The 25,328-nt window shown below is 76.1% G+C and carries 20 protein-coding genes; 12 read left to right on the top strand and 8 right to left on the bottom strand.

Annotation, left to right across the window (positions count from 1 at the left end; all coding sequences use genetic code 11):
• Positions 1 to 23: 23 nt before the first annotated feature.
• Positions 24 to 1,469, bottom strand: coding sequence for a bifunctional UDP-2,4-diacetamido-2,4,6-trideoxy-beta-L-altropyranose hydrolase/GNAT family N-acetyltransferase (locus tag CS2_RS07290; protein WP_070319462.1), 1,446 nt, complete (start codon positions 1,467 to 1,469; stop codon positions 24 to 26).
• The gene (locus CS2_RS07285) at positions 1,469 to 2,224 is read right to left on the bottom strand and encodes a cytidylyltransferase domain-containing protein (protein ID WP_233421096.1); all 756 of its coding nucleotides are present in this window, start codon (positions 2,222 to 2,224) and stop codon (positions 1,469 to 1,471) included. Before CS2_RS07285 ends, CS2_RS07290 begins: the two co-directional genes overlap by 1 nt.
• 82 nt (positions 2,225 to 2,306) lie before the next feature.
• On the opposite strand from CS2_RS07285, the gene pseB reads away from it, so the two are divergent.
• The 3 genes from pseB to CS2_RS07270 are packed head-to-tail and all read left to right on the top strand — an operon-like array spanning position 2,307 to position 5,898.
• On the top strand, positions 2,307 to 3,290 hold the full coding sequence (gene pseB, locus CS2_RS07280; RefSeq protein WP_070319461.1) for a UDP-N-acetylglucosamine 4,6-dehydratase (inverting): 984 nt from the start codon (positions 2,307 to 2,309) through the stop codon (positions 3,288 to 3,290).
• A gap of 10 nt (positions 3,291 to 3,300) precedes the next feature.
• Positions 3,301 to 4,431: a UDP-4-amino-4,6-dideoxy-N-acetyl-beta-L-altrosamine transaminase gene (gene pseC / locus CS2_RS07275; protein WP_070319460.1), complete on the top strand. Its 1,131-nt coding sequence runs from the start codon at positions 3,301 to 3,303 to the stop codon at positions 4,429 to 4,431.
• 3 nt (positions 4,432 to 4,434) lie between these two features.
• Complete coding sequence (locus tag CS2_RS07270; protein ID WP_070319459.1) at positions 4,435 to 5,898, top strand: lipopolysaccharide biosynthesis protein; 1,464 nt, start codon at positions 4,435 to 4,437, stop codon at positions 5,896 to 5,898.
• A 42-nt stretch (positions 5,899 to 5,940) separates the two neighbouring features.
• Here the strand turns inward: CS2_RS07270 and CS2_RS07265 are convergent, their stop codons facing one another.
• The 3 genes from CS2_RS07265 to CS2_RS07255 are packed head-to-tail and all read right to left on the bottom strand — an operon-like array spanning position 5,941 to position 9,712.
• Positions 5,941 to 8,304 carry a hypothetical protein gene (locus tag CS2_RS07265; protein ID WP_070319458.1) on the bottom strand — a complete coding sequence of 788 codons (2,364 nt, stop codon included), beginning with the start codon at positions 8,302 to 8,304 and terminating at the stop codon, positions 5,941 to 5,943.
• Entirely contained in the window at positions 8,301 to 9,266 is a 966-nt protein-coding gene (locus CS2_RS07260) for a glycosyltransferase family 2 protein (RefSeq protein ID WP_070319457.1), read from the bottom strand. Before CS2_RS07260 ends, CS2_RS07265 begins: the two co-directional genes overlap by 4 nt.
• Before the next feature lie 35 nt (positions 9,267 to 9,301).
• Complete coding sequence (locus CS2_RS07255; RefSeq protein WP_070319456.1) at positions 9,302 to 9,712, bottom strand: GtrA family protein; 411 nt, start codon at positions 9,710 to 9,712, stop codon at positions 9,302 to 9,304.
• Between the two features lie 94 nt (positions 9,713 to 9,806).
• Between CS2_RS07255 and rffA the strand changes: the two genes are divergently transcribed.
• A complete protein-coding gene (gene rffA / locus CS2_RS07250) occupies positions 9,807 to 10,955 on the top strand; it encodes a dTDP-4-amino-4,6-dideoxygalactose transaminase (RefSeq protein ID WP_070319455.1) in 1,149 nt (382 codons plus the stop codon).
• A gap of 3 nt (positions 10,956 to 10,958) precedes the next feature.
• Positions 10,959 to 11,747, top strand: a complete 789-nt coding sequence (locus tag CS2_RS19410) for a GNAT family N-acetyltransferase (protein ID WP_070319454.1) — start codon at positions 10,959 to 10,961, stop codon at positions 11,745 to 11,747.
• A 19-nt stretch (positions 11,748 to 11,766) separates the two neighbouring features.
• Here CS2_RS19410 and CS2_RS07240 read toward each other — a convergent pair whose 3' ends face one another.
• Positions 11,767 to 12,795 (bottom strand): hypothetical protein, encoded by a 1,029-nt coding sequence (locus tag CS2_RS07240; RefSeq protein WP_156442034.1) that lies wholly within the window; start codon positions 12,793 to 12,795, stop codon positions 11,767 to 11,769.
• 83 nt (positions 12,796 to 12,878) lie between these two features.
• On the opposite strand from CS2_RS07240, the gene CS2_RS07235 reads away from it, so the two are divergent.
• From CS2_RS07235 to CS2_RS07220, 4 genes are all read left to right on the top strand, one after another.
• On the top strand, positions 12,879 to 13,559 hold the full coding sequence (locus tag CS2_RS07235; protein ID WP_070319452.1) for a glycosyltransferase family 2 protein: 681 nt from the start codon (positions 12,879 to 12,881) through the stop codon (positions 13,557 to 13,559).
• A 4-nt stretch (positions 13,560 to 13,563) separates the two neighbouring features.
• Positions 13,564 to 13,947, top strand: a complete 384-nt coding sequence (locus CS2_RS07230) for a DUF2304 domain-containing protein (RefSeq protein WP_070319451.1) — start codon at positions 13,564 to 13,566, stop codon at positions 13,945 to 13,947.
• An 88-nt stretch (positions 13,948 to 14,035) separates the two neighbouring features.
• Positions 14,036 to 15,586, top strand: a complete 1,551-nt coding sequence (locus CS2_RS07225; protein ID WP_070319450.1) for a DUF2142 domain-containing protein — start codon at positions 14,036 to 14,038, stop codon at positions 15,584 to 15,586.
• A 141-nt stretch (positions 15,587 to 15,727) separates the two neighbouring features.
• Positions 15,728 to 17,791, top strand: a complete 2,064-nt coding sequence (locus CS2_RS07220) for a DUF2142 domain-containing protein (RefSeq protein ID WP_134850701.1) — start codon at positions 15,728 to 15,730, stop codon at positions 17,789 to 17,791.
• Between the two features lie 69 nt (positions 17,792 to 17,860).
• Here the strand turns inward: CS2_RS07220 and rfbA are convergent, their stop codons facing one another.
• Positions 17,861 to 18,733 (bottom strand): glucose-1-phosphate thymidylyltransferase RfbA, encoded by an 873-nt coding sequence (gene rfbA, locus CS2_RS07215; RefSeq protein ID WP_070319448.1) that lies wholly within the window; start codon positions 18,731 to 18,733, stop codon positions 17,861 to 17,863.
• 85 nt (positions 18,734 to 18,818) lie between these two features.
• A complete protein-coding gene (locus CS2_RS07210; protein ID WP_070319447.1) occupies positions 18,819 to 19,535 on the bottom strand; it encodes a TIGR03089 family protein in 717 nt (238 codons plus the stop codon).
• Between the two features lie 259 nt (positions 19,536 to 19,794).
• On the opposite strand from CS2_RS07210, the gene CS2_RS07205 reads away from it, so the two are divergent.
• The 3 genes from CS2_RS07205 to CS2_RS07195 form a co-directional block, all read left to right on the top strand.
• A complete protein-coding gene (locus CS2_RS07205) occupies positions 19,795 to 20,124 on the top strand; it encodes a WhiB family transcriptional regulator (RefSeq protein WP_046528761.1) in 330 nt (109 codons plus the stop codon).
• A gap of 82 nt (positions 20,125 to 20,206) precedes the next feature.
• Positions 20,207 to 23,875, top strand: a complete 3,669-nt coding sequence (locus CS2_RS07200) for a glycosyltransferase (protein WP_070319446.1) — start codon at positions 20,207 to 20,209, stop codon at positions 23,873 to 23,875.
• The coding region (locus CS2_RS07195) for a DUF5719 family protein (RefSeq protein WP_070319445.1) at positions 23,872 to 25,328 on the top strand (1,457 nt) is incomplete at its 3' end. The genes CS2_RS07200 and CS2_RS07195, both read left to right, overlap by 4 nt.

The raw sequence follows: 25,328 nt of genomic DNA, 5'->3' as shown, positions 1-25,328 counted from the left end.
GCCCCCGGGGCGTCACCGACCCGTCAGCCGCCCGGGCGGACGTACCGGTCGAGCCCGTCGTCGCCGGGTGCCACGGGCCGGTAGCCCGCCGCCTCGAACAGCCGCGCCGACGCGACGTTGTCCGGACGCACGGACGCGAGCACCGCGGGGCCGGGGCCGACGCGGGCGCGCCACGCCCGCTCGCCCGCGGCGAGCACGTCGGGCGCGAGACCACGGCCCCGCGCGTGGGGCGCGAGCGTGATCGACACCTCCCACAGGTCGTCGTCCACGCGGTCGAACCGCACGGTCCCGGCGGGACGCCCGGTGCGCTCGACCACCAGCAGGAGCCTGTCGGGGGCGGCGAGCACGCGCGACAGCCACGTCACGTGCGCGTCGCGGGTCACGAGCCCCCGGTCGCGCGAGGCGGCGCGCGTGCCCGCGTCGTTGCGCCACCCGAGCAGCAGGTCGGCGTCGTCGGGGGTCGCCGTCCGGGCCGTCAGCACCGGGCGGCCCAGCGCCGCCCACCACGCGTCGAGCACGCGGTCGGCCCCGAGGCCGTCCACCAGACGGCGTCCCCGCTCGCCGAGCCGCGCACGCGCCCGGGGATCGGTCAGGAGCGCGCGCAGCGGGCCGACGGCCCGGTCGTCGCCCGCACGGACCGCGTCGAGGGGGCCGAGCCCCACGGCGATCCCCGCCGCCACCGCCCGCTCGTAACCGGTCCGCTGGTTCTCGGTGACCGCCACGACCGCCGTGGCGGCACCGACGCACGCGAGCTCCCACACCGACGTGCCCGCGGCGCTGACGACGACGCCCGAGGCCGCCGCGAGCGCGGGCAGGTCGTCCTGCGGCCCCAGGACCTCCGCCTCCGGGACCCGCGCACGCACCTGCGCGGCGCCCTCGCCCGTGGCCACGACGCGGACGCGAGGCGCACCCGCGGCGACCGCGAGGCGCGCCGCTGCGGCGCTCACCCCGAACGCGTCCGTGCCGCCCATGACGACCAGGACGTCGTCGCGCCGCTCGTCCGGCGCTGCGCGGCGCGCGGCGCGGACGGCGTCCCGCAGCGGCGCGTAGCGCACGCCGCGCAGGACCGTGCCGGAGCCGTCGGCGGGCCGGTCCGCGTGCTCCGCCCCGAGGGTGGAGTCGACGACCACGTCGGCGGGACGGCGGCCGAACGTGCCGTCCTCCATCGACGAGACCAGCGGACCGCCCGCGCGGCGCAGGTCGCCGTGCACGTCGTAGTGGTCGACGTGCAGCACGTCGGCCCCCACGAGGTCCGGCTGCTCGCGGACCGCGCGCGGCAGGTCGGCCGGGGCCGGGCGCACCTCGACGCCCGCCGCGGCCACCAGCCGCCGGCCGAGGGGTGCGTCGACGTCGCCGAGCAGCACCACGTCCCAGTCCCGCGCCCGCGCGGCCTCCGCGAGCGCCAGGCAGCGCACCAGGTGCCCCACGCCCGAGCCGGCGCTGGCGTCGCAGCGCAGCAGCACGCGCATCACGCCTCCTCGAGGGCCTTCTGCCGGACCTCGGCGTTCAGGGCGACGAGCTCGGGCCGCGACCGGAGCAGCGCCACGAGGTCGCGCCACGCGGGCGGCGCGTCGCCGAGCGCGGCGGTGACGGCCTCGAGCAGCGTCGCGTCCTGCGCGGTGTCGAGCGTGACCCGCAGGTCGTGCGCGTCCGGCGCCACGACGAGGCCCAGCGTCCGGTACGCGCCGGGCTCGGCGTACAGCGCGGAGGTCACGTGCACGCGGTGGTGGTCCCGCGCGACGGCGTCGGCACGGTCGAGCGCGTCGGAGGACACCAGCTCGACGTCGAGCCCGCGCGGCAGCGTGCGCACCAGCGTGGTCGCGACGTAGTCGAGGGACGGGTCGGCCCGCCACGCGCCGACGACCGCACCGACGAGCGCGGGGTCGAGCAGCGGGCAGTCGGCGGTGAGCCGCACGACCGCGTCGGCGGCGGTCGCGTCACGTGCCGCGACGAACCGCGACAGCACGTCGAGCTCGCTGCCGCGGACGACCCCGACGCCCAGGTCGGCCGCGAGGTCGGCCACGGCGTCGTCGCCGTCGGCCGTGGACGTGGCCACCACGACCTCGTCGACGCCCGGGGCGGCCAGGGCCGCGCGGACCACCCACCCGAGCACGGGACGGCCGGCCAGCGGCAGGAGCACCTTGCCGGGCAGCCGCGACGACCCGGTCCGGGCCTGGATCACGGCGACGACGCGAGCGGGGTGGGCGGTGGGGTCCGGGCGCACCGTGCCATGATGCTCTATCTGGCGTGCGGCCCCGTCGGCCCGCTGCCCGTCCACCGACCCGATCCGTCTGGAGTTCCACGGCATGTCTCTGCTCTCGGGAGCCTCGATCCTCGTCACCGGAGGCACCGGGTCCTTCGGCAAGGCGTTCCTCCGCGAGGTGCTGGAGCACCACGACCCTCGCCGCCTCGTGGTGTTCAGCCGGGACGAGCTCAAGCAGTACGAGGTCCGCCGCGAGCTCGACGACGACCCCCGCCTGCGCTGGTTCATCGGCGACGTCCGGGACCGCCAGCGCCTGACGCGCGCGATGCACGGCGTCGACCACGTCGTGCACGCGGCCGCGCTCAAGCAGGTCGACACCGCCGAGTACAACCCGTTCGAGTTCGTGCAGACCAACGTCAACGGGTCGCAGAACGTCATCGACGCCGCCATCGACGCCGGTGTCAAGAAGGTCGTCGCCCTGTCGACCGACAAGGCGTCGAGCCCGATCAACCTCTACGGGGCCACGAAGCTCTGCGGCGACCGGATGTTCGTGTCGGGCAACCACTACGCGGCGTCGTACGACACGCGGTTCTCCGTCGTCCGGTACGGCAACGTCATGGGCTCGCGCGGCTCGGTCATCCCGGTGTTCCGCCGGCTCGCCGAGCAGGGCGAGTCCCTGCCGATCACCGACCTGCGCATGACGCGGTTCTGGATCACGCTGCCGCAGGCCGTCCAGTTCGTCCTCGACTCGTTCGAACTCATGACCGGTGGCGAGCTGTACGTGCCGCGCATCCCGAGCATGAAGGTCACGGACCTGGCGCAGGCCGTCGCACCGGGCTCCGCGATGCACGAGATCGGCATCCGCCCGGGGGAGAAGCTGCACGAGGAGATGATCGCGCCCGACGACTCGCGGCGGACCGTGCGCCTGGGCGACCGGTACGTCGTGATGCCGTACGTGAGCGGCTGGGGCTACGAGGCGCCCGAGGGCGGCGAGCCGGTCGAGGACGGCTGGACCTACCGCTCCGACACCAACGACCTGTGGCTGGGCCCCGACGAGCTGCGCGACATGGTCGCGCGGTTCGCCTGAGGCGGCCGGCGTGCTGCCCTACGGTCGGCAGTCCGTCGACGACTCCGACGTCGAGGCGGTCGTCGCGGCGCTGCGCAGCGACTGGCTGACCACGGGCCCCGCGGTCGAGGCGTTCGAGCGCGCCGTCTCGGCCCACGTGGGGGGCGGTGCGGCCGTGAGCGTGACCTCCGGCACGGCGGCGCTGCACGTCGCGTACGCGGCCGCGGGCGTCGGCCCCGGCGACGAGGTCGTCACGACGCCGCTCACGTTCGTCGCGACGGCCGCCGCGGCGGCGCTGCACGGCGCGACGGTCGTGTTCGCCGACGTCGAGGCGGACACCGGCAACCTCGACGTCGAGGCCGCACACGCCGCGCTCACCGACCGCACGCGCGTGGTCGCCGCGGTGGACTACGCGGGCCTGCCCGCGAGCCCCGAGGCGTTCGCCGCGCTCGCGCACGAGCACGGCGCGCTGTACCTCGAGGACGCCGCCCACTCGATCGGCTCGCTGTGGCGCGGCCGGCCCGTCGGCTCCTTCGCCGACCTCACGACCCTCTCGTTCTTCCCGACGAAGAACCTCACGACCGCCGAGGGCGGCGCGGTCGTCACGTCCGACCCGGAGCTCGAGCGGCGCGCGCGCGGCTTCAAGAACCACGGCCTGGTGCGCGACCCCGCCCTGCAGCGGTTCCCCGACGAGGGCCCGTGGCACCAGGAGGTGCACGAGTTCGGCCTGAACTACCGGCTGCCCGACGTGCTGGCCGCGCTCGGCACGTCGCAGCTGCGCCGCCTCGAGGCGTTCCGCGCCCGGCGCGCCGAGATCCACGCCCGGTACGACGAGGGCCTGCGGGACCTGGACGGCGTGCTCACCCCGGCGCGCCGCACCGAGGCGGAGCCGGCGTGGCACCTGTACCCGCTGCGCGTGCTCGACGGCCGCCGGCGCGAGGTGTTCGAGGCGCTGCGCGCGGCGGGGATCGGCGTGCAGGTGAACTACGTGCCCGCCTACTGGCACCCCGTCTTCGCGGACCTCGGCTACCAGCGCGGCCAGTGCCCGAACGCCGAGGCCTACTACGCGCAGGAGATCTCCCTGCCGCTCTTCCCCGACCTCACGGACGCCCAGGTGGACCGCGTGATCGACGAGGTGCGGCGCGCGGTCGCGGGGCGCTAGGCCGTGACGGTCCCGGACCCGGGGGTCGGCGTGCCGCCGGCCGGGCCGGCTCCCGCCGCGGAGCCGTCCGCCACCCGCGCCGTTCTGGGCCGCGGGTCGCTGTACACGATCGCGACGGCCGGCCCGGCGCTCGCGTCGCTCGCGGTCATCCCGGTCGTCACCCGGCTGCTGCCGGTCGCGCAGTACGACCTGGTCGCGGTCGCGACCGTCGTCCTCCAGGTCGCCTACATCCTGGTCGCCCTCGGGCTCGGCGCGGCGATCACCAGGCAGTACATCCTCGACGCGGACGGCGCCGCCGGCGCGCGCGGCGTCGTCGTCGCGGGCGCAGGCATCGCGACGGTCCTGACCGCCGTGGTCGCGGCGACCGGGCCGCTATGGGCTCCCGTGCTGCTCGGACGGCCGTTCACCCTGGAGGTGCTGCTGGCGCTGGTCGCCGGGGCCGGGGGCGCGTGGATGGTGCTGGCGCAGGCCTTCCTCCGCGGCGCCGACCGGCCGGGACCCTTCGTGCTCCTCGCCGTCGCCGCCAGCCTGGTCGGGCCCGCCGCGGGTCTCGTGGCCGTCGTGGTAGCGGAGCGCACGGCGGCCGTCTACCTCGCAGGCGTCGCCGGCGGGTACCTGCTGGCCGGGGTCGCGGGCCTGGCGCTGGTGGCACGCTCGGGCCGGCCGCACCTCACCCGGCACGGGGTCGCCGCTGCGCTGCGCGTCGGCGCGCCGACCGTGCCGCACCAGGTGTCCCTCTACCTCGCGCTCGCCGGGCTGGTCGTCGTGGCCGACCGGGTGCTCGGCGACGGCGGGCGTGCGAACGTGGCGCTGACGGTCGGTGCCGGCGCCACCGTCGTGACCGCGGGGCTCAACAACGCGTGGGCGCCCGTGGTCTACCGCGCCGCGCGGACGGACCGCGCCCGAGTGCTCGACGAGACGACGCGGGTGATCGCGTTGGTCGCGGCGGTGCTCGCCGGCGGCGTGGCGCTGCTGGCGCCCTGGCTGGTCCGGCTGGCGGCGCCCGCCACGTACGGTCACGCGGAGCTGGTCCCCGCCGTCGCGCTGGCCTCCGCCGCTGCGCTCCCGTCCGTGGTGTACCTGGCGAGCGGCCACCTCGTGTTCGCGCGGGGTCGCACCGGCTGGCTCGCGCTGAGCACCCCGTTCGCGGTGGCGGTAGGGCTGGGCGCGGCCGCGGCGCTCGCCGCGACCACCGGCCTGGCCGGGATCGGCGCCGGCTACCTGGTCGCCTACCTGCTTCTCGCCGCCGGGACCACCGCAGTGCAGCGACGGGTCGCGGAGTACCCCTGGTGGCCGCCGGCGATGCCGCTGGTGATGCTGCTCTGGGCGGCCGTGAGCGCCCTCGGGGCGCTCCTGCCGGTCGACGGGGCCTGGTCGGCCACCCGGGTCGCCGCGGCGGCGGTGATGGCGGTCGCGGGGCTGCTCGTGGTGCGTCGGTCCGCGCGGGCGCGCGCGGTGACCGCCTGAGCCTGCCCGCCGGAGCCCGACACCCGCGCCCGGCTGGCGGGGTCAGCCGATCCGGTAGACCGCGGCGTCGTCGAGCTCGAGCTCGAGCGTGGCGTGCTCCCGCAGCTCCGGGCTCTCGACGCCCATCGTCCGGTCGACCACGAGCCACCGGACGCCCCACTCGTTCCGCAGGCGGGCGACCGCCGCGTCCGACGGGTCGTCGAACACGGCCTCGTTGGCCTCGTAGCGGTCCGTGTCCCAGAACGGGCTGGTGCGGGTCAGGCCGGGCCGGAACCCCTCGGGGTACGCCCAGCCCTCCACCAGCACCCGGCGCTCGGTGAGCCCGGAGACCCAGAAGTGCCGCGCGTCGCAGGCGTCCTCGGGGCCGTAGCAGTGCGCGTTCGTCGCGACGACCTCGTCGGTGCCCGAGTGGTCCCGCACGTACAGCGCCGCCAGCGCCCCGTCGCGGGGGACCGGGTAGCCCTCGCCGGGGCCCTGGCCGTCCCGGACCACGGAGACCGCGGCGTGCGCCGTCTCGAGTGTCCGCTGGTAGAGGGAGGTCCCGGCCAGGAGCACCGCGAAGGTCAGCAGCCCCGCGGTCACCGGTGTGACGGCCGATCCCTCGCGGCGGCGCAGGCGCACGACCAGCGCGACGAGCGCGGCGGCGACGAGCGCGGCGCCCAGGAGCCAGAGCCATGGCCAGAGCATGGCCCGGTAGGGGAACGCGGGGGCGGGTGCGGCGGTCGGGGCCTCCAGACCGTCAGCGCGGCGCACGGCCCACACCAGCGCCGCGCCGGCGAGCAGGCCCACGGGAACGAGCGTGCGCGTCCACCGGGGCCAGGTGCGGGTGGCGGCGACCACGCCCCACGCCGTGAGGATGCCGAGCGCCGGCCAGGACGCGTACAGGAAGTACAGCTGGCTCAGCCCGTTGGCCGTCGTGAGCAGGCAGGCGCAGATGCCCGAGCCTGCGACCCCCAGCAGCAGCCAGAACGTGACGTCGCGCAGCGTCTCGCGCCGGGCCAGCAGCAGCACTCCCGCGCTCGCGCACAGCCACGACGCCAGGCCGAGCCCCGTGATCAGCAGGGTGTGGCGCGTGCTGGCCGGGTCGGCGACGAGCTGGGCCGCCGCGAACGCGCGCGTCGTGGTCAGCGGCGTGATCGCGAGGCTGCCCGACTGCCCACCGAGGACCACGACGAGCAGCAGGCCGAACCCGGCGACGCAGAGCCCCAGCAGCGCCGCGGCGACGCGTGCGGCACGGTCCCGCCGCACGAGGGCCGCGACGAGCGCGAGCCCCAGGCCGGCACCGAGCACCGGCAGGAACGTCGACTTCGACCCGCCCGCGCCCCAGGCGAGGACGGTGAAGACCGCGACCAGCGGCAGGTGGCGGCGGAGCCCTCCCTCGTGCAGCAGGACGACGGCCGCGGTGATCGCGGCGAGGAACAGGGTGAGGCCGAATGTCTGGGTGGGGCTCCGGTACACGGCGAAGTGCAGGAAGCCGGGGTTCTGGAACGGGAAGGGCGTCCAGCCGTACACGTTGGCGGCCGAGGAGGCTGTGACGACGGCAGCCGCGAGCGGGGCCGACCACGCGGACCCGGTGAGCCGGCGCGCGAGCACGCCGACCAGGACAACCCCCAGCGCCAGCAGCGCGGTGGGGGCGAGCCGGTACAGCAGCCACGTGAGGTCGAGCCCGGCCACGTGCGAGGCGGCCGCGAGGTGCTCGTACACGAAGAGGTGGTAGTGCAGCGGCTCGTCGTACAGGTACGGGTAGACGAGCGGGTAGTGGGCGTCCACGCCACCGGCGATGGCCTGGTGGAACGGGAGGTCGACGTACACCGAGACGGGCACCGCCCGGCTCCACGGGCCCCAGCCGTCGACGTAGGTCACCGGGTTCGCGGCCAGGGCGGTTGCGCCGAGCCACACGGTGGCGGCCAGGACGGTCGCCGCCTGCACCCACGCCGACCACGTCGCGGTCGAGGGGGTGGCGGGACGGCGCCAGGCGCGCGCTCGCCAGCCGGGCACGGCCACCGACGCGACGACGATGGCCGGCGCCCACAGCCAGGACCAGGTCGAGAGGTGCAGGGGCGCCAGAGCGAACGCCAGCAGGACCTGCGCGGCGAGGCCGATCGCGGTGCCGACCGCCAGGTCCTCGGTGAGCGAGACCCGTCGGCCGCGCACGGCGCGCCAGACCAGCGCGCCGGGCAGCGTCGCCGCCAGCCCGAGGTACCCGAGGTAGCCGAGGGTCACCGGCACCGGCGTGCCGTAGCGGTGCAGGACCGCCGCGATGCCGGCGAAGGCCACCACCGCGGGCAGGAGCGCGAGCGCCAGCGCCGGGAGCCCGTCGGTGCGGGGCGCGGCGTTGCGCCGGGACCGGCGCGTGGCACCCGCCCCGGGGGAGGGCAGGACCTCGGTGGACCGGTCCAGGGTCATGCGTCGCGCCCCTGGAGGTCCTCGTCTGCAGGCGCGGGCCCGGTGTCCCGCCGGACCGCGTAAGTCGGCTTGCCCATGCTCCGGGTGTGCAGCCGGCCGAGGTACTCGCCGATGACGCCGAGCGAGAGCATCTGCGCGCCGGAGAACAGCGCGACCATCGCGGCGATCGTCGTGAAGCCCGCGACGGTCGTGTCGCCCGCCGCGAACTTCCACACCACGACGGCGCCCAGCACCACGCCGAGCGCGGCGCAGAACCACCCGAGCCACGCCACCATCCGCAGCGGGACGTTGCTGTACCCGGTGACCATGTTGAGCGCGTGCCGCACGAGCGAGCGCAGCGTGTACGACGAGGTGCCGACCGTGCGCTCGTCCATGCGGACGACGACCCGGCCGATCGAGGTGGTCGCCCAGGACAGCAGCACGTCGAGCGACGAGTACGGGTCGGTCACGTGCCGGAAGGTGTCGCGCAGCGGGGTGCGGAACGCGCGGAACGCGGACACGTCGTCGGCCTTGGGAACGCCCGCCATCGCAAGGGTGCGCTTCACCATGCGGGAGGCGAGCGAGCGCAGCGCGCCGTGTTCCTCCTCGACCGCGACCCCGTAGACGAGGTCCACGTCGTCGCCGAGCGCGGCGAGCAGCAGCGGTATCTGGTCGGCGCGGTGCTGACGGTCGTCGTCCATCGTCACGACCACCGGGAAGCGGGCGCGGCGGATGCCCGCGATCAGGGCGTTGTGCTGGCCGTAGTTGCGCCGCAGCTCCACCGCGCGGACCCGGTCCGGGCGGGCCGCCGCGAGGTCGCGCGCGACGCGGGCGGTGCCGTCGGGGCTGCCGTCCACGACGAGGACGACCTCGAAGTCGTCGACGCCCGAGCCAGGGGAGCCGAGCAGCTCGACGACGTCGGCCACGACGTGGGGGACCGTGTCCTGCGAGCGGTAGCACGGGATGACGACGCTGACCTGCACCGGACCAGGATGCCGCACCGACGCGTCCGCCCCGGTCACCGGCGGCCGCCGAAGCTCAGGTACCGGTGGCCCAGGTAGGACAGCACGGCGACCACCACGACGGCGATCACCTGGGCGGGGAGCGGCGGGACGCCGGCGAGCTCGACGAGCGCGGGCGTCGCGACGACGCCCGCGACGAAGCCGCCGCCCCACACGCCCACGAAGCGCGGCAGGTCGCGGCGCCACGGGTTCGTGGACCGGAAGACCAGCCGGCGGTAGGTGGGGAACGCCACGGAGATGGTGACGGCCTGCGCCAGCAGGATCGCGTACATGTACGGCAGCCCGGTGGCGAGCAGGCCGGCCAGCAGCGCGAGGTACCCCAGCGTCGTCGTCCCCGCGACCAGCAGGTAGCGGACCTGCTCGTGGCCGAGGGCGCTCCGGACGAGCCCCCCGAGGGTCGCGGTCACGCGAGCGGGCGCGCGAAGACGCGCGCGGACGAGCTGAGGGGCACGCGCCGAGTGTACGGGAGCCCCCGCCTGCGGGGGCCTATCCTCGTCAACCATGACCGACGCCTGGATCCCGTTCTCCAAGCCGTTCCGCGCGCCTGGCGAGCTGGAGTACCTGGACGCGGTGCTCGAGAGCGGCCACACCCACGGCGACGGCCCGTTCACCTCCCGGGCCGCCCGCGGGATCGAGTCGATCACCGGCTCCCCGCACGCCCTGCTCACCGGTTCGGGCACGCACGCCCTGGAGCTGGCGAGCTGGCTGCTCGACCTCGGCCCCGGGGACGAGGTGGTCGTGCCGAGCTTCACGTTCTCCACGACGGCCGCGTCCATCATCATGACCGGCGCCACGCCGGTCTTCGTGGACATCGACCCCCGTACCGGGAGCCTCGACGTCGACGCCATGGAGGCGGCGGTCACCGAGCGCACCCGGGCCGTCTCGGTCGTGCACTACGGCGGCGTCGCGCCGGACATGGACCGGGTGCTCGCGATCGCGCACACGGCCGGCATCGCCGTGGTGGAGGACAACGCCCACGGGCTGGGCGCCCGCTGGGCCGGTCGGTCGTGCGGGACGTTCGGCGTCCTGGCGGCGCAGAGCTTCCACGCGACGAAGAACATCCAGTGCGGCGAGGGCGGTGCCCTGCTGATCAACGACCTCGCGCTACGCCCGCGGGCCGAGGTGCTGCGCGAGAAGGGCACCGACCGGTCTCGGTTCCTGCGCGGTGAGGTCGACAAGTACTCCTGGATCGACCGCGGCTCCAGCTACCTGCCGAGCGAGCTGACGGCGGCGGTGCTCACCGCCCAGCTGGAGGCGTTCGACGACGTCCAGAAGCGTCGGCACGCGATCTGGGACGCCTACGCCGAGGGCCTGGCGGACTGGGCGGACGCCTCCGGGGGCACGCTCATGTCACCGCCGGCGGAGGCCGAGCACCCGGCGCACGTGTTCTGGCTGCTGGCGCCGAGCAGGGGCTCGCGCGACGCGATGCTGGACCACCTGCGGGCGGCCGGTGTCGGCGCGACGTTCCACTACATCCCGCTGCACTCGTCGATCGCCGGCCGGCGGTTCGGCCGCACGCCCGCGCCGTGCCCGGCGACCGACGACTTCGCGGGGCGCCTGGTGCGGCTGCCGCTGTGGGCCGGGATGCCGGATTCCTCGGTCGAGCGCGTGCGGGACGCCGTCGTGGCGTTCCGCCCCGCGGCGGCCTGACCCGTGGCCTGGGACGCGCTCGCCGCACCCGGCGTGGTCTGCGCGCCCTCGCCCGCGGACACCGCCCGGTTCGGCGTCGAGGTGCACCGGCTGACGGTCGGGCCCGGGGAGGTGCGGGGGACCGAGCTGGTCGACCTGGTCGAGTCCTCGACCGCGGACGTGCTCGTCGCCCGGTACGACGTCGCGCGCCAGGACGTCCCGGCGCTGCTGGCCTCGACCTCGCGCGCGGTGCTGCCGGCCGGGGCGCTCACGTACTGGGAGAAGCCCGTCGTCGGCGGCGACCCGCCGACGCGGACGGACGTGGTCCCGTCGGGCGACCTCGACCGCGCGGCCGCCGAGGCGGCGGTGCGGTCGGTCGTGCGGGCCTCGTTCACCGCCTACGGCAACCACTACACGGCAGACCCGCTGCTCGACCCGGACGCGGCCCTCGCGGGTTACGAGGAGTGGGCCACCGGCACCGTGCGCCGCAGCCCCGACGACGTGCTCGTGCAGATGCTGGACGGGGAGCCGGTGGGCGTCGCCACCCTGGCGGAGGGGGACGACCACGTCGAGGTGCTGCTGGCGGGTCTCGTCCCGTCGGCGCAGGGCCGAGGGCTGTACGGCGACCTGCTCGCGGCCGTCGAGGACCGGGCCGCGGCGGCCGGCGCCGCGCGGCTGGTGATCTCGACGCAGGTGCAGAACGTGCGCGTGCAGCGCGCGTGGGCCCGCCGCGGCCTGCGCCCGTTCGCGGCCGTCGAGACGGTGCACCTCGTGCGCCGGGCGGCGCTGGCCGCGGCGACTGCGCGCGGCTGACCGCCGCGGCGCGCGTCCGTCAGTCGGGGACCGGCACCGCCAGCGGCTCCCCGGGTACCGCCGGGGCGGATCCCAGCGGGCGCGGCAGGTACTCCGTCGCGGCGGCGAACCACCGCCCGAAGGACAGCGAGGGTGCGTCCCCGGCGGGAGCGTCGGAGGCCGAGCCGGACGCCCGCCTGCCCAGCTGCGTCGCGGCGCGGTGCGCCGGCGCCCGCAGCCAGTGATCCAGCCACGGGCCGGGACGTCGGCGGTCCCAGCCCAGCAGCGCGCGAAGGTCGTCCGGCGTGAGCACGGCGTCGGCGCCGGTCTCGTCGCGGGCGACGCTCGTGCGCTCGGCGAGCGTGCTGCCCCGCTCGTAGAACTCGGGCCAGCGGGCCGCCACGGCGGCGGCGTCGTCCGGGCGCTCACCGGCCAGGCGCATGGCGTCACCCGAGACCACGGCGTCGACACCCGCCGCGGCGGCGTACACCACCGGGGTCGACAACCGGTTCGACACCACGCGTGCTGCACCGGTCAGCAACGTGTGGAGCCGTCCGAGGAACGCCGGGTCGGTGCGACGCCCGAGCGTGACCACCCGGTGACCCGCGTCCGCGTAGGCGCGGACCACGCGGGGGTCGTCGGCCTCGACGTGGTACAGGCACACGGTGGCCGGGCCCTCGGTCTCGGCCCACGCGCGAGCCACCGCGGCGTGGTCGCCGAGCAGCGGCTGCGTGGCGATCCCGTGCACCGGCAGGATCACGGTGCCCGAACCGGCGGGCCGCGGCCCGAGCGTCGCGCACAGGTAGTGCCACGGGGCGCCGATCGCGACGCTGCGCCGGCGGGCGGTGCGCGGGTCCCACGCGCGCGACGTGTGGGACCACACGAACAGGGAACGTCCTCGCCGACCGCCCGGGGCGCCGACCGCCGGGAAGTCCCGGAAGTGCGTCTCAAGCGGGGACGTCGCCGTCCAGCCGTGCTGCACGAGGCCGGGCAGGTGCCGGGGCCCTGGCAGCCCGGCGTACCGCGCGAGCGCGCTGCTGTGGCCGTAGTAGTGATTCTGGGACTCCACGCACCGAGCCTACGAGGCTCGGCTTCCCGGTCGGGCACGGGTAGGCTGTGCCGTCCGCTCCGTCCGAGGGAAGAGTCTGCACCGTGGCCCACCAGGCCCTCCACGACGACACGTGCGTGGTCGTGCCCCTGTTCAACGAGAGCGCGGTCGTCGGGGACGTGATCCGGGACCTGCGCACGTCGTTCCCCCTCGTCGTCGCCGTGGACGACGGCAGCACCGACGACTCGGCCGCGGTCGCGCGCGACGCCGGGGCGCTGGTGGTGGAGCACCCGATCAACCTGGGCCAGGGTGCCGCGCTGCAGACGGGCCTCGAGACGGCGCTGCGGCTCGGGGCGCAGTACGTGGTGACGTTCGACTCGGACGGTCAGCACCAGCGGGAGGACGCCGTGGCGATGGTGTCGCGGCTGCGGACGGACGAGGCCGACGTCGTCTTCGGGTCGCGCTTCCTCGACGCGCGGACACGGCCGGGAGCGGTCAAGCGCGCGGTGCTGCGTGCGGCGATCGTGTACTCCAACGCCACCACGGGCGTCCGCCTCACCGACACGCACAACGGCCTGCGGGCCCTCAACCGACGGGCGGCCGCGACGCTGCGGATCCGCCAGAACCGGATGGCGCACGCCTCGGAGATCATCGAGCAGGTCGGTCGCGCGGGTCTGCGCTGGGTCGAGCACCCGGTGCACATCCTCTACACCGACTACTCGCGCTCCAAGGGGCAGTCGGTGTTCAACGCCGTCAACATCCTGACCGAGATGATCTACAGGTAATCGCGTGCTGATCAAGCTGCTGCTCGTGGTCGCGATCGCGGCCGTCTTCGTCCTGGGGCTGCGCCCGCCCTCGGGTGCGCGTCACCTCGCGCTGCGTCGTGTGACCGTCGTCCTCGCGGCGCTGCTCGCGACGCTGTCGGTGATCTTCCCCGACACCTGGAACCTCATCGCCGAGTTCGTGGGCGTGGGCCGCGGCACCGACCTGCTGCTGTACGGGCTGATCATCGCGTTCCTGCTGTACATGGTGACGACCTACCGCCGGTTCCGGGACATGGAGCAGCAGATCACGTCGCTCGCGCGACGGATCGCCGTCGACGAGGCCGTGCCGCGCCCCGCCGTGGCGCCCGTCCCCCTCGACGAAGGGGCACGCGATGCCGACGAGCGCTGAGCAGCAGCCGGAGCCGTCGGTCCCCGTCGGTGCCGGACGGTCCGCACGCCCACGTCGGCGCGCCCGGTCGCCGTGGTCCCCCCGAGCGGTGTTCTGGCTCTCGTGGGCGGTGCTCACCGCGCTGGGCGGGGTCTGGGCGCTCGCGAGCCCCATGGCCGCAGGCCCCGACGAGCCGGCGCACATCGTGAGGGCGGCCGCGCTCGTGCGCGGCGCGCCGCTGGAGGAGGCCCGTGTCGGGGTCTGGCGGGCGGAGCTGCCTCGCATCTACGGCCTGACCGGCGAGATGCCCGGCTGCTTCGCGTTCAGGTCCAGCGAGCCGGCCTCGTGCTGGGACGCCGACTGGGGGGACGTGTCCGCGCCGCAGGGCGCGACGACCTCGGCCGGGAACTACAACCCGCTCTACTACGCCGTCGTCGGGCTGCCGACGGTGCTCGAGCCGAGGCTCGGCACCCTCTACCTCATGCGCTTCATGAGCGCGCTCCTCGGGGGGTTCTGCATCGCGCTCGGCCTGCGGTCCGTCGCCGAGACGGCGCGTCGCCGCTGGGTCGTCCCCGCCGTGGCCGTCGCCACGACGCCCATGGTCGTCTTCATGAACAGCACCGTGAACCCCAACGCGGTGGAGGCCGCCGCCGGGATCGGTCTGTGGCTCACGCTGACGATCGCGCTGCGCGAACCGGACGACCGGCTGGTGTCCCGCCGCTGGTGGCGTGCCGGCGTGCTCGTGGTCCTGCTGGTCAACGCGAAGGCGTTCTCCCCGCTGTTCCTGGCGATCATCGTGCTCGCGGCGGCCGTGCTCGCCGGCTGGCGGTGCGTGCGCGCCGCTCTCGTGGACGCGCGCGCGTGGCCCGGCCTGGGCCTGGGTGTCGTCGGCTCGGTCGCAGCCGTGCTCTGGATCCTGCGCGCGGGTGCGGTGTCCGGGGCGGGCATCATCGCCTACCCGGAGCTGACCACGGCGAAGGCGCTGAACGACGTGCTGCGTCTGACCTCGTCGTACGTCGAGCAGCAGTTCGGCCGGTTCGGGTGGCACGACACGCCCTCGCCGGGCAGCGTCTACCTGCTGCTCGCCGCCGCGCTGGGTCTCCTCGTCCTGCTCGCGCTCGCCGTCGCGCGGGGACGGGAGGCGCTGGCGCTCGCCGGCGTCGCCGCTCTGGTCGTCGCGCTCCCGGTCGTGCTCCAGGTCCCGAACGCCACCCAGGTGGGGCTGCCCTGGCAGGGGCGGTACCTCATGGCCGTCTCGGTCGGGGTCCCGCTCCTCGCGGGCGTGCTGCTCGACGCACGGTCACCGGTCACGGGCGCGGCCGCGCGTCGCGTGTCGTCGCTGCTGCTGGCGGTCGTGGGCGTCGTGCAGGTCCTCGCCTTCGGCGAGAACCTGCGCCGGTACGTCGCGGGGACGTCGGCACCGTGGTTCGAGCCGGTGGTGGACCCGTGGCAGCCCCCGCTGCCCGTCGCCGTGCTGGTCGGCGGGGCCGTGCTGGCGGTCCTCGCCTGGGTCGTGCTGCTGGCACGGGTGGCGCGCGAGGCCGATCCGGTGCCGGCGCCGGCCGTCGACGTCCGGCCCGTCGGTGCCGGTGCGTCGCCCGAGCCCGCGGCGGAGAACCTCGCCCGCGAGCAGGACGCCTCGGTCGCGTCTCGCACCTGAGCCCGCGCGCGTCCCTGCCGACGGACTCCCGGCCTCCGCGCCATGGAGCGTGTGGCACCATGGCTGGCCGTGTGCGCCGCCGGGTGCCGCACGTGAGGAGGCAAGGTGTCGGCGACCGCTGACGAGGGCACGGTGGGCAGCGTGGGACGACGTGAAGGCGGTCGGTGGGCGGTCCGTGCGCGCCGGTGGCTGGCACCGGTGCTCTGCGCGGCGGTCGTGCTGCTCGGTCTGGTGCTGGCGCTGTCCGCGCGTGTCGGCCCGCAGCAGGGCGCGGTCACGCAAGGGTTCACCCTGACCGAGGGCGACGGCGTGCTCGCGACGGGCGAGCCGTTCTCGTTCGACCTCACGGCGACCGAGGACGACCTGAGCGCGGTCGGCATGGTGCTCGGCACGTGGATGGACTCGGCCGACTGCACGCTGACGACGACGATCGAGCGGGACGGCGAGCAGCTCGCGTCGCAGGACACCGCGTGCGACGACCTCCCCGACACGGTCCTCACCCCGCTCGTCGAGTTCGAGCCGATCCCCGACTCGCAGGGCGAGGACTTCACCGTCACGCTCAGCGTGACGGAGGACTCCCCGCTTCCCCCGGCGATCTGGGAGACGCTCGACGGCAACCCCGCCGCCGTCGCGCTGTACGGCGAGCGGGACCGCCCGATGCTCTCGGTGGTCGACGACGTCCTCGACCGTGTGGCGGCCTACGCGCCCGTGTGGGGATCGCCCGCGTGGGTCGTCACCCTGGCCGCCCTCGTCCTGGCGGGTGTGGCGCTGCTCGCGCTGCGCCCACGCTGGGGACTGGTGACCGTGATCGTCCTGGTGCTGGCGCGAGGGCTGCTCTGGTCGGTCCTGATCCCCCCGCTGCAGGGCATGGACGAACCCGCCCACTTCGCGAACGTGCAGTTCATCGCGGAGGAGGGGCGGCTCCCCAACTGGAACACCGACGAGCGTTCGCAGGCCTACTCCGACTCGCTCGGCGCGGCGGCCCAGGAGATGCGGGTCTCGCGGTTCGCGCCCACCGACCGCCCGGACTACGACGACGCGTCGGTCGAGCGGCTGCGCCGCGAGGACGCGGCGGCCGGCACCGACTCCGACGGCACCGGCCCGGCGGCGTCCTACCCGCCGCCGTACTACGCGATCGGCGCGCTGTTCTACCAGCTGGCCCCGGACGACACGGTCGCGCAGGTGCACGCCGTCCGGCTCTGGTCGGCGCTCCTCGGCGTCGCCGCGATCGTCTTCGCCTGGCTGTTCGCCGGCGAGGTGCTGCCCGGCCGGCGCACGGCTCGCGCCGGGCTCGTGACCGCGATCGCCCTGCAGCCGATGCTCGCGCACCAGTTCGCCCTCGTGAACAACGACGGCTGGGTCATCGCCGCAGGCTTCGCGGCCCTGTGGATCGGCGCACGTCTGGTGCGCACGGCGCGCGGCCCGTGGTGGATGCTCGCCGCGGGGGCGGTCGCGGGCGCCGCCGCGCTCGGCAAGCCGTTCGCGGCGCTCATGGTCCTCCCGATCGCCCTCGGCTGGTTCCTGGGCAAGATCCGCTACCGGGTGCGCGACTGGCGGGTGCTGCTCGTCGAGCCGCTGCTCGCCGCCGTCGGCGTGGCACTGACCTACGGGGTGTGGCTGGTCGCTGCGCGCGTGCTCGGCATCGACACGGGGCTGGGCTTCCCGCAGGGCGCGCCCGACGGTCCGCGCGGCGTGCTCGACTACGTCCGGACGCAGGTCAGCACCGACCTCGCGGAGTTCCGTCAGCTCTGGGTCGACCAGATGTGGGGCAACTTCGGCTGGGTCAACACCCCGCTGCCGTTCGGCGCGCAGCAGGTGATCTGGGCGTCGTACCTGCTCCTCGCGGTGGCCACGATCACGTGGCTCGTGCTGCTGGTGCGGGACCGTCGCCGCGGGGTCGTGGACGAGGAGGTCCGGGGGATCGACCGCATGGTCGCGCTGTGCGTGCTGTCGGGTCTCGGGGCGCTGCTCGGCATGTACGTGGTCGAGTACGGGTACTTCCGGTCGACGGGCCTGACGAACCTGCTGCAGGGCCGGTACCTGCTGATGATCGTGCCGGCGCTGCTGGCGCTGCCGCCGCTGCTGGCGGAGCGGCTGAGCCGTCGTCGGCCGGCCGCGGCGGTCGCCGCCTGGGTGGTGGCCGTCGGGGTGCTCGCGCTGCACGTCACGAGCGTGCTGGTGATCGCGCAGAAGTACTACCTCTGAGACGAGGGCGGCCCGGCCCGGCACCGTCGGTGCCGAGCCGGGCCGCCACGTCCGTGGGACCGCCCGAGGTCAGCGGTCGCCCGACTCCAGCAGGCTCAGCAGGTAGCTCCCGTAGCCGGACTTCACGAGCTTCTCCGCGCGCACGCGCAGCTCGTCGTCCGAGAGGAATCCGCGCCGCCAGGCGACCTCCTCGGGCGAGCCGATCTTCAGGCCCTGGCGGCTCTCGATGGTCCGCACGTAGTCGGACGCCTCCAGCAGCGAGTCGAACGTGCCCGTGTCGAGCCAGGCCGTGCCGCGCGGCAGGACCTCGACCTGCAGGCGGCCCTGCTCGAGGTAGTGCCGGTTGACGTCGGTGATCTCGTACTCGCCGCGCGCCGACGGCCGCAGGTCGCGCGCGATCTCCACGACGTCGTTGTCGTAGAAGTACAGGCCGGGCACGGCGTACGACGACTTGGGGTGCGCCGGCTTCTCCTCGAGCGACAGCGCCCGCCCCTGGTCGTCGAACTCCACCACGCCGTACGCCGTGGGGTCCGCGACGCGGTACGCGAAGACGGCCGCGCCGTCGATCTGGTCGAACCGCTGCAGCTGGGTGCCGAGACCGGGGCCGTAGAAGATGTTGTCGCCCAGCACGAGCGCCGCGGCGTCGGAGCCGACGAAGTCGGCGCCGAGCACGAAGGCCTGGGCGAGCCCGTTGGGCTCGGCCTGCACGGTGTACGAGATCGAGATCCCGAACTGCGAGCCGTCGCCGAGCAGGCGCTGGAACTGCTCCGCGTCGTGCGGCGTGGTGATGACCAGGACGTCCCGGATGCCCGCGAGGAGGAGCGTCGAGAGCGGGTAGTAGATCATCGGCTTGTCGTACACCGGCACCAGCTGCTTGCTGACGCCGAGCGTGATCGGGTGCAGTCGCGTGCCGGATCCACCGGCCAGGATGATTCCTCGCATGCGGCCTAGTCTGGCGCATCGGTGCCCCGGCCGGGGCGTGCAGGTGCCGGCCGTCGTCGCGCCCGTTCGCGCCGGGGCGGACGCGTCAGGCGCTGCCCGTCGTGGCGCGCTCGGACTCGGCGACCCGCTCGACGTCCACGCCCGCGTCGGGCGCGACCAGCACGAGCGAGCCGTCGGCGGCCAGCACCGCGACCTCCCGCAGGAGCTCGGTGGGCGTCACGGCGCCGGTCGGCACGTGGTGCAGCAGCCGCGTGCCGGGCGCGACGTGGCCGTCGGCGCTCGTCAGGAGGCGGGCGTGCGGCACGCCGGGGAGCGCGTCGTGCGCCGCGTCGGGCTCGGGCACCCAGCCGAGCGCGTCGCCGTACGTCATGACCGCGGCCGCGGCGTCGACCGCACGCGGCGGCAGCGCGCCGTCGAACCGGCGTGCGAGCGCGGGGAGCGCGACGGCGACGACGTCGGCGGCGGCCGCGTGCGTCTCCGGGCGGTCGGTGACGACCACGTCGGGCGCCGGTGCGGGCGCGACGACGACGCCGGCCCCCGTGCGCCACGTCGCGAGGGCCCACACGAGGGTCCGCCAGTGCGGCGGGAGGTCCAGCAGCACCCGGGTCCCCGGCCCGGCGTCGAACTCCTCGACGAGCAGGTTGGTCGTCTTCGTCACCCAGTTCGCGAGGACCGCACCCGACAGCTCGACGCGTTCGCCGAGGCCGCCGTACCACGTGATCCGGGGGCGGCCGGGCTCGCGCTGCAGCTGCGTGAGCAGCGTCGCGACGTCGGACGGGGCGGGTGCGGCTGGTGTCTCCATGGGCCCTCAATCTAGACACGCGTGGACGCCACGCCGTACGCACGCAACTTTCACCCGGACAACTCGGGCATCTAGCACGCCTCCGGTTGACGATCGCGAACGACACGCGTGTAATTCCCTGAGAACTGACTCATGGAGCACGTCGGACGCGGCCGTCCGAGGGACCGGGCCGCACCGGCCGGTCCGTCGGATCAGGGACGAGACCCCGGCAGCCGGCCAGCACGAGCAGCACCGAGCACGAACACCCGCGGAGGCACGTATGTGGCACCTGCTCGACGACGAGAGCTTCCCGACCGACGCCGCGACCCCTGCTCCCGCGCCCGCGAACGGCAACGTGCTGTCGCTGTTCGGCACGCCCGAGGACGACGGCCCCATGGGGTGGCAGGAGCGCGCCCTGTGCGCGCAGACCGACCCCGAGGCGTTCTTCCCCGAGAAGGGCGGCTCGACGCGCGAGGCGAAGAAGGTCTGCACGCAGTGCGACGTGCGGTCCGAGTGCCTCGAGTACGCCCTGGCCAACGACGAGCGCTTCGGCATCTGGGGCGGCCTGTCCGAGCGCGAGCGCCGCAAGCTGAAGCGGCGCGTGGTCTGACGGCCCGCACGCACGGCACGTCGCGCCACGCCGGGGCGACCTGCCGTCGTGGACCCGCGCCGTCGCGCATCATGGCGCGAGCATGACTGACACGCTGTCCCCCGTGGACCCCCTCCTGACGACCGCTGCGGTACCGGTGACCACACCCGTGACCGCCGTGGTGGTCACCCGCGGACGCACGGGCTACCTCACGACGACGCTGCGGGCCCTCGCGTCGCAGACGCGGCGTCCGATGCGCGTGCTGCTCGTCGACGTCGCGCCGGGGGAGGACCAGCACGTCGGGCTCGTGCTCGACCAGGTCTTCGCGACCGCCCCGCAGCCGGTGCCGCGCCTGGCGACCGTCCGCGCGCCGCACGCGCGCACGTTCGGCGAGGCCGTGACGGCGGGCCTGACGACGCTCGCCGACGCGGTCGACGAGCGGCCCACGCCGTGGTTGTGGCTGCTGCACGACGACAGCGCCCCCGCGCCCGAGGCGCTGGCGCGCCTCGTCCGGACGGTCTCCAACGCGCCGTCCGTGGCCGTCGCGGGCTGCAAGCAGCGCACCTGGACCGAGCCCGAGCGCCTGCTCGAGGTCGGTGTGCGCACGACGCGCTCGGGCCGCCGGCACGCCGACGTCGAACCGGGAGAGCTCGACCAGGGTCAGCACGACGGCCGGACCGACGTCCTCGGCGTCGGCGTGGCCGGTGCGCTCGTCCGCCGCGACGTGTGGGACGCGCTGGGCGGCACCGACCCGGCGCTGGGGCCGTTCGGCGACGGGCTCGACCTGTCGCGCCGAGCCCGGCTGGCGGGCCACCGGGTCGTCGTCGTCCCCACGGCCGTCGTCAGGCACGCGCAGGCCGCGTACCACGGGCTCCGACCCGCCCGCGGCGGGGCGCGCGACGGCGACGGGCCCGCACCTCCCGAGGTGGACCTCGACGGCGACGGCGAGCCCGACTCGGCGGACCCGACGCGGTCGTTCGCGGCGCGCCGGTACGCCCTGCTGCACTCGCGGCTCGCGGGCGCCCCGCTCGCGCTGCTCCCCGCGGTCGTGGTCATGGTCGTCGCGGCCGCCGCGCTGCGGTGCCTCGGGCAGATCGCGCTCAAGCGGCCCCGGCTCGCGCTCGCCGAGGTGCGGGTCGCGCTCCTCGTGCTGCTCCGCCCGATGCCCGTGGTCCGTGCGCGACGCCGGGCGCGGGCGAGCCGGGCCGTCTCCCGCCGGACGCTGCGGCCGCTGCAGGCCGGGTGGCGCGACGTCTGGCGGCAGTCCCGCGACCGCCGCCTGGCGCGCCGCGAGGCGCGTCGGGTCACGTCGGCGCCCAGCGAGCTCGAGCTGCGCGAGCTCGCGGCGCTCGCGACCCGCCGCCGCGTGACGGCCGCCGTCGTCCTGGTGCTGCTCGTCGCGGCCTCGGCGGTGGCGCTGGGGCGGCTCGTCGGCCCGGTGGTCGCGGGCGCCCCGCTCGTGGGCGACGCGCTCGCGCGTGCCACGACCTCGCTCGGCGACGTGTGGGACGCCGCGACCTCGGGCTGGGTCTCGGGCGGCGTGGGCTCCCCGGGGCCGGCGGACCCGCTCGTCGTCGTGCTGGCCGCGCTGGCCGCCGTGCTGGGCGGTGACCCGGGTGCCGCGCTCGCGACCGTCGTGCTGGGCGGGGCCGTGATCGCGGGCGTCGGGGCGTGGTTCGCGGCCGGCGCCGCGACGCGCTCGGTCGGCGTGCGTGCGTGGGCCGCGCTCGTGTGGGCCTCGGCCCCGACGCTGCTCCTCGCGGTCGGGGACGGCCGGGTCGGTGCCGTGCTCGCGCACGCCGCGCTGCCGTGGGTCGCGCTCGGCCTCGCGCGCGCCGTCGGCGTGCAGCGCGTCGACCAGGTGCTGTCGGGGATCTCGACCGCGCGGCGCGACGAGCGCCTCGACGCGGACGCCGAGGCGGAGGCCCGGGCCGCCGCCGCCGCGGAGCGCTGGGACACCGCGTCCCACGCACGCGTGGGCGGCGGCCGGTCGACCGACCCCACGGCCGGTCCCGCGACCGCCGCGCCGCCCTCCCCGCCCCCGGCGGACGAGGCGCACGTCGAGACGCCGGTGCGCGGCGTGCCCGAGGTGCCGGCACCCCGCGGTCCCGTCTCGGGCGCCGTCGTCGCTGCCGCTCCGGTCACGCACGACCCCGCGCCCGCGTCGTCCGACGAGCGACCCGCGCCGGCGCTCGTGGGTGCGCCCGACCCCACGGGCTCGGTGGCGGCCGCCGCGGGTGCCGCGCTCGCGCTCGCCGTGGTGACGGCTGCAGCGCCCGTGCTGCTCGTCCCCGCCCTCGTGCTGCTCGTCCTGGTCGCGACCGTCGTGCCGCGGGCCCGGCTGCGTGTGCTCGCCACGGCGGTGCCGTCGCTCGTGCTGCTCGCGCCGCTCCTCGCCGAGGCCGGCGCACGAGGCGTCGAGGGCGTCCGGCTGCTGCTCGCCGACCCCGGTCCGGCCGCCGCGGCGGCGCCCGCGACCACGCTCGAACGTCTCCTCGGGGTGCCGACCGACCCCGCGGCCCTCGTGCCCGCGGCGCTCCCCGGCGTGCTCGCGCAGGTCTGGCCGTACCTCGGCGGAGCGGTGCTCCTCGCCCTGGCCGCCGCGGCGCTGCTGCGCGGCCGTGCGGTCGCGCGCGGCGTGCGCACGTGCTGGGCCGTCGCCGCCGTCGGGGTCGGTGCCGGCGTGCTGGTCCAGGCGCTGCCCGCCACCGTGACCGCGGACGCCGTCGCGCCGGCCTGGACGGGTGCGACCGTGTCGCTGACGCTGCTGGGGCTGCTCGGCGCCGCCGTTCTCGGTGCGGACGGCATGACCGACCGGCTCGCCCGCCAGACCTTCGGGTGGCGGCAGGCCGTCGTCGCCCTGGGCACGGCCGCCGGGGTCGTGGCCGTGACCACCGCGCTCGTCGGGTGGGGCTGGTCGGCCCGCACGAGCGACGCGGCGACCCTGCGCGCGCCGTCCGCACCGGTGGTCCCGGTCGTGGGGCAGCAGGGCGCGCAGTCCGACGCGGCGTCACGGATCCTGTCCCTCGAGGCGCGTGCGGACGGCACGGTGGGCTGGGCGCTCCTGCGCGCCGACGGCGACCAGCAGGTCGACCACGCGGCGGCCGTCGCGACCCGCGGCGTCACGGGGCCGCTCGACGCGCCGTCCGCCGTCGAGCGCGACGACGCCGCGACCGAGGTCGACGCGCTGGCGGCGCGGCTCGCGCAGGGCGCAGCGGGCGACGTCGCCCCCGACGTCGCCGCGCTCGGCGTCGCCGACGTGCTCGTCCCGGGGGTGCGCGAGGACGCACCCGCGGCACGGGCCGCGCGGTCCAGGCTCGTCGGCGTCCTCGACGCCACCGCCGGGCTCGAGCGCGTCACGCACGACGGCTCGGGCACCCTGTGGCGTGTCCGCGCGGCCGAGGGGACCGCCGTGGCCTCCTGGGCGCGTGTCCTCCCGGCGGGGGCGGACGTCGTCGACCCGGTCGCCGAGCCGGTCGCGGCGGACGCGCGTCGGGGCGGCACGACGCTCCCCGCGGGCGACGGCGACCGCGTCCTGGTGCTGGCCGAGCGCGCCGACGCGGGCTGGCGCGCGTGGCTCGACGGGCGTCCGCTGCCGGCGGCCGACGTGGGCTGGCGACAGGCGTTCGCGCTGGGTCCCGACGGAGGCACGCTCGAGATCCGTCACGTCACCCCGCTGCGCACCCCGTGGCTCCTGGCCCTCGGGGCGACGACGCTGGTGACCGTGCTGCTCGCGCTGCCGCTACGACGACGTCGAGGGGTGCGGACGTGACGCACGAGACCACCGCACCGGAACCCGAGGGCACGACGCGCCGCGAGCGTCCTGCCCGGCGGGGCGGGCGCGCCCTGCGCATCGTGTCCGGCGTCGCGGTGCTGGGCCTGACCGCCGGCGCCGTCGTCGCGGGCACGCAGCTCGGCACGGCCGACGCGCGCGCCCTGCCCGTGGTGGACGTCGAGGTGGCGCCGACCCCCGTCACGCTCGAGTGCCCGGGGCCGGTCCTGCTCCCGCAGCGCACGATCCGTGGCGACGCGGCGTTCGACCCGGCCCCCGTGGCACCCGTGGTCACGGTGGACGCCGTCACGGCGGAGGGCTCGGGCGCCGGTGCGCTGGCGGTCGCGCCGCTGGGCGGGGGCACCGCGCTCGCGGACCTCGTGGCCGGCGGGGGCGCTGCCCACCTCGCCGACGTCGCCGGTCCGCTGGTCGTGCGCGCGGAGCCGCGGGACGACGCGCCCGTGGCGGCCGCGACCGGCGCGTCGGTCGTGACGGACGGCGACGCGCGCGGTCTCGCGGCCGCCTCGTGCCGGGCGCCGTCCTCCGACGACTGGCTCGTCGGCGGCGCGACCGGCATCGGGTCCACGTCGACGCTCGTGCTGAGCAACCCGGGTCTCACCGCGGCCCAGGTCACGCTCGAGGTCTTCGGTCCGAACGGACCGGTCGAGCAGACGACCGCGCAGCACGTCGTGGGGCCGGGCGCGACCCGCACGGTCGACCTCGGCGGCACGGCCGGGGGGCAGTCGGCCCTCGTGGTGCACGTCACCGTGGCCGGCGGGCAGGTCGCCGCGCGCGTCCAGGACACCGCGGTGCTCGGTTTCACGCCGGCGGGCACCGACCTCGTCGTCCCGGGGGCGGCACCCGCCGCGCGGCAGGTCGTCACGGGTCTCGACGTGGAGGCCTCGGCCGTGGGGGCGTCGGACGCGCCGGTGCTGCGCCTGCTGGCTCCCGGTGACGCGGCGACGACGGCGCGCGTGTCGCTGCTGGGCGCCGACGGGCCCGTCGCGCTGCCCGGTGCGGACGAGGTGCCGCTCGCGCCCGGCGAGGTCGTGGACGTGCCGCTCGGAGGTCTGCCGGCGGGGACCTGGACCGCGGTGGTCGACGCGGACGTCCCGGTCGTGGCCGCGGCGGTCGTGTCGAGGTCGGGCGTGCCGGGCGCGTTGGACGACGAGGCGCGTGTCGAGCGCGCGTGGTCGGCGTCGACGGCGACGGACGTGCACGGCGTCGTCGCCCTGCCCCGGGGGATCGCGGCCCGGCTGGTGGTGGCCGCGGTCGGTCAGGACGACGAGGACCGCGGCAGGACGCGCGCGACGCTGCGTGCTCTGGACCGTGACGGGGCGGTCCTGTCGGAGGTCCCGGTGACGGTCGACGCCGGCACGACGGGCGCGTGGGACGTCGCCGACGTCGCGGCGGGTGCGGTCGCGCTGGAGCTCGAGCCGGACGGCGGCACGCC

The sequence above is a fragment of the Cellulomonas iranensis NBRC 101100 = JCM 18110 genome (genome assembly GCF_001552375.1).
Lineage (GTDB): Bacteria > Actinomycetota > Actinomycetes > Actinomycetales > Cellulomonadaceae > Cellulomonas > Cellulomonas iranensis.
The sequence above is the reverse complement of the archived record's forward strand: the minus strand, read 5'-3'. Positions and strand labels throughout refer to the sequence as shown.

Coding starts and splice junctions, on each gene's coding strand:
- CS2_RS07210 (WP_070319447.1), bottom strand. CDS start 19,535: ATGGAGACACCAGCCGCACCCGCCCCGTCCGACGTCGCGACGCTGCTC.
- pseB (WP_070319461.1), top strand. CDS start 2,307: ATGTCTCTGCTCTCGGGAGCCTCGATCCTCGTCACCGGAGGCACCGGG.
- CS2_RS07265 (WP_070319458.1), bottom strand. CDS start 8,304: ATGACCCTGGACCGGTCCACCGAGGTCCTGCCCTCCCCCGGGGCGGGT.
- CS2_RS07205 (WP_046528761.1), top strand. CDS start 19,795: ATGTGGCACCTGCTCGACGACGAGAGCTTCCCGACCGACGCCGCGACC.
- CS2_RS07200 (WP_070319446.1), top strand. CDS start 20,207: ATGACTGACACGCTGTCCCCCGTGGACCCCCTCCTGACGACCGCTGCG.
- CS2_RS07290 (WP_070319462.1), bottom strand. CDS start 1,469: ATGCGCGTGCTGCTGCGCTGCGACGCCAGCGCCGGCTCGGGCGTGGGG.
- rfbA (WP_070319448.1), bottom strand. CDS start 18,733: ATGCGAGGAATCATCCTGGCCGGTGGATCCGGCACGCGACTGCACCCG.
- rffA (WP_070319455.1), top strand. CDS start 9,807: ATGACCGACGCCTGGATCCCGTTCTCCAAGCCGTTCCGCGCGCCTGGC.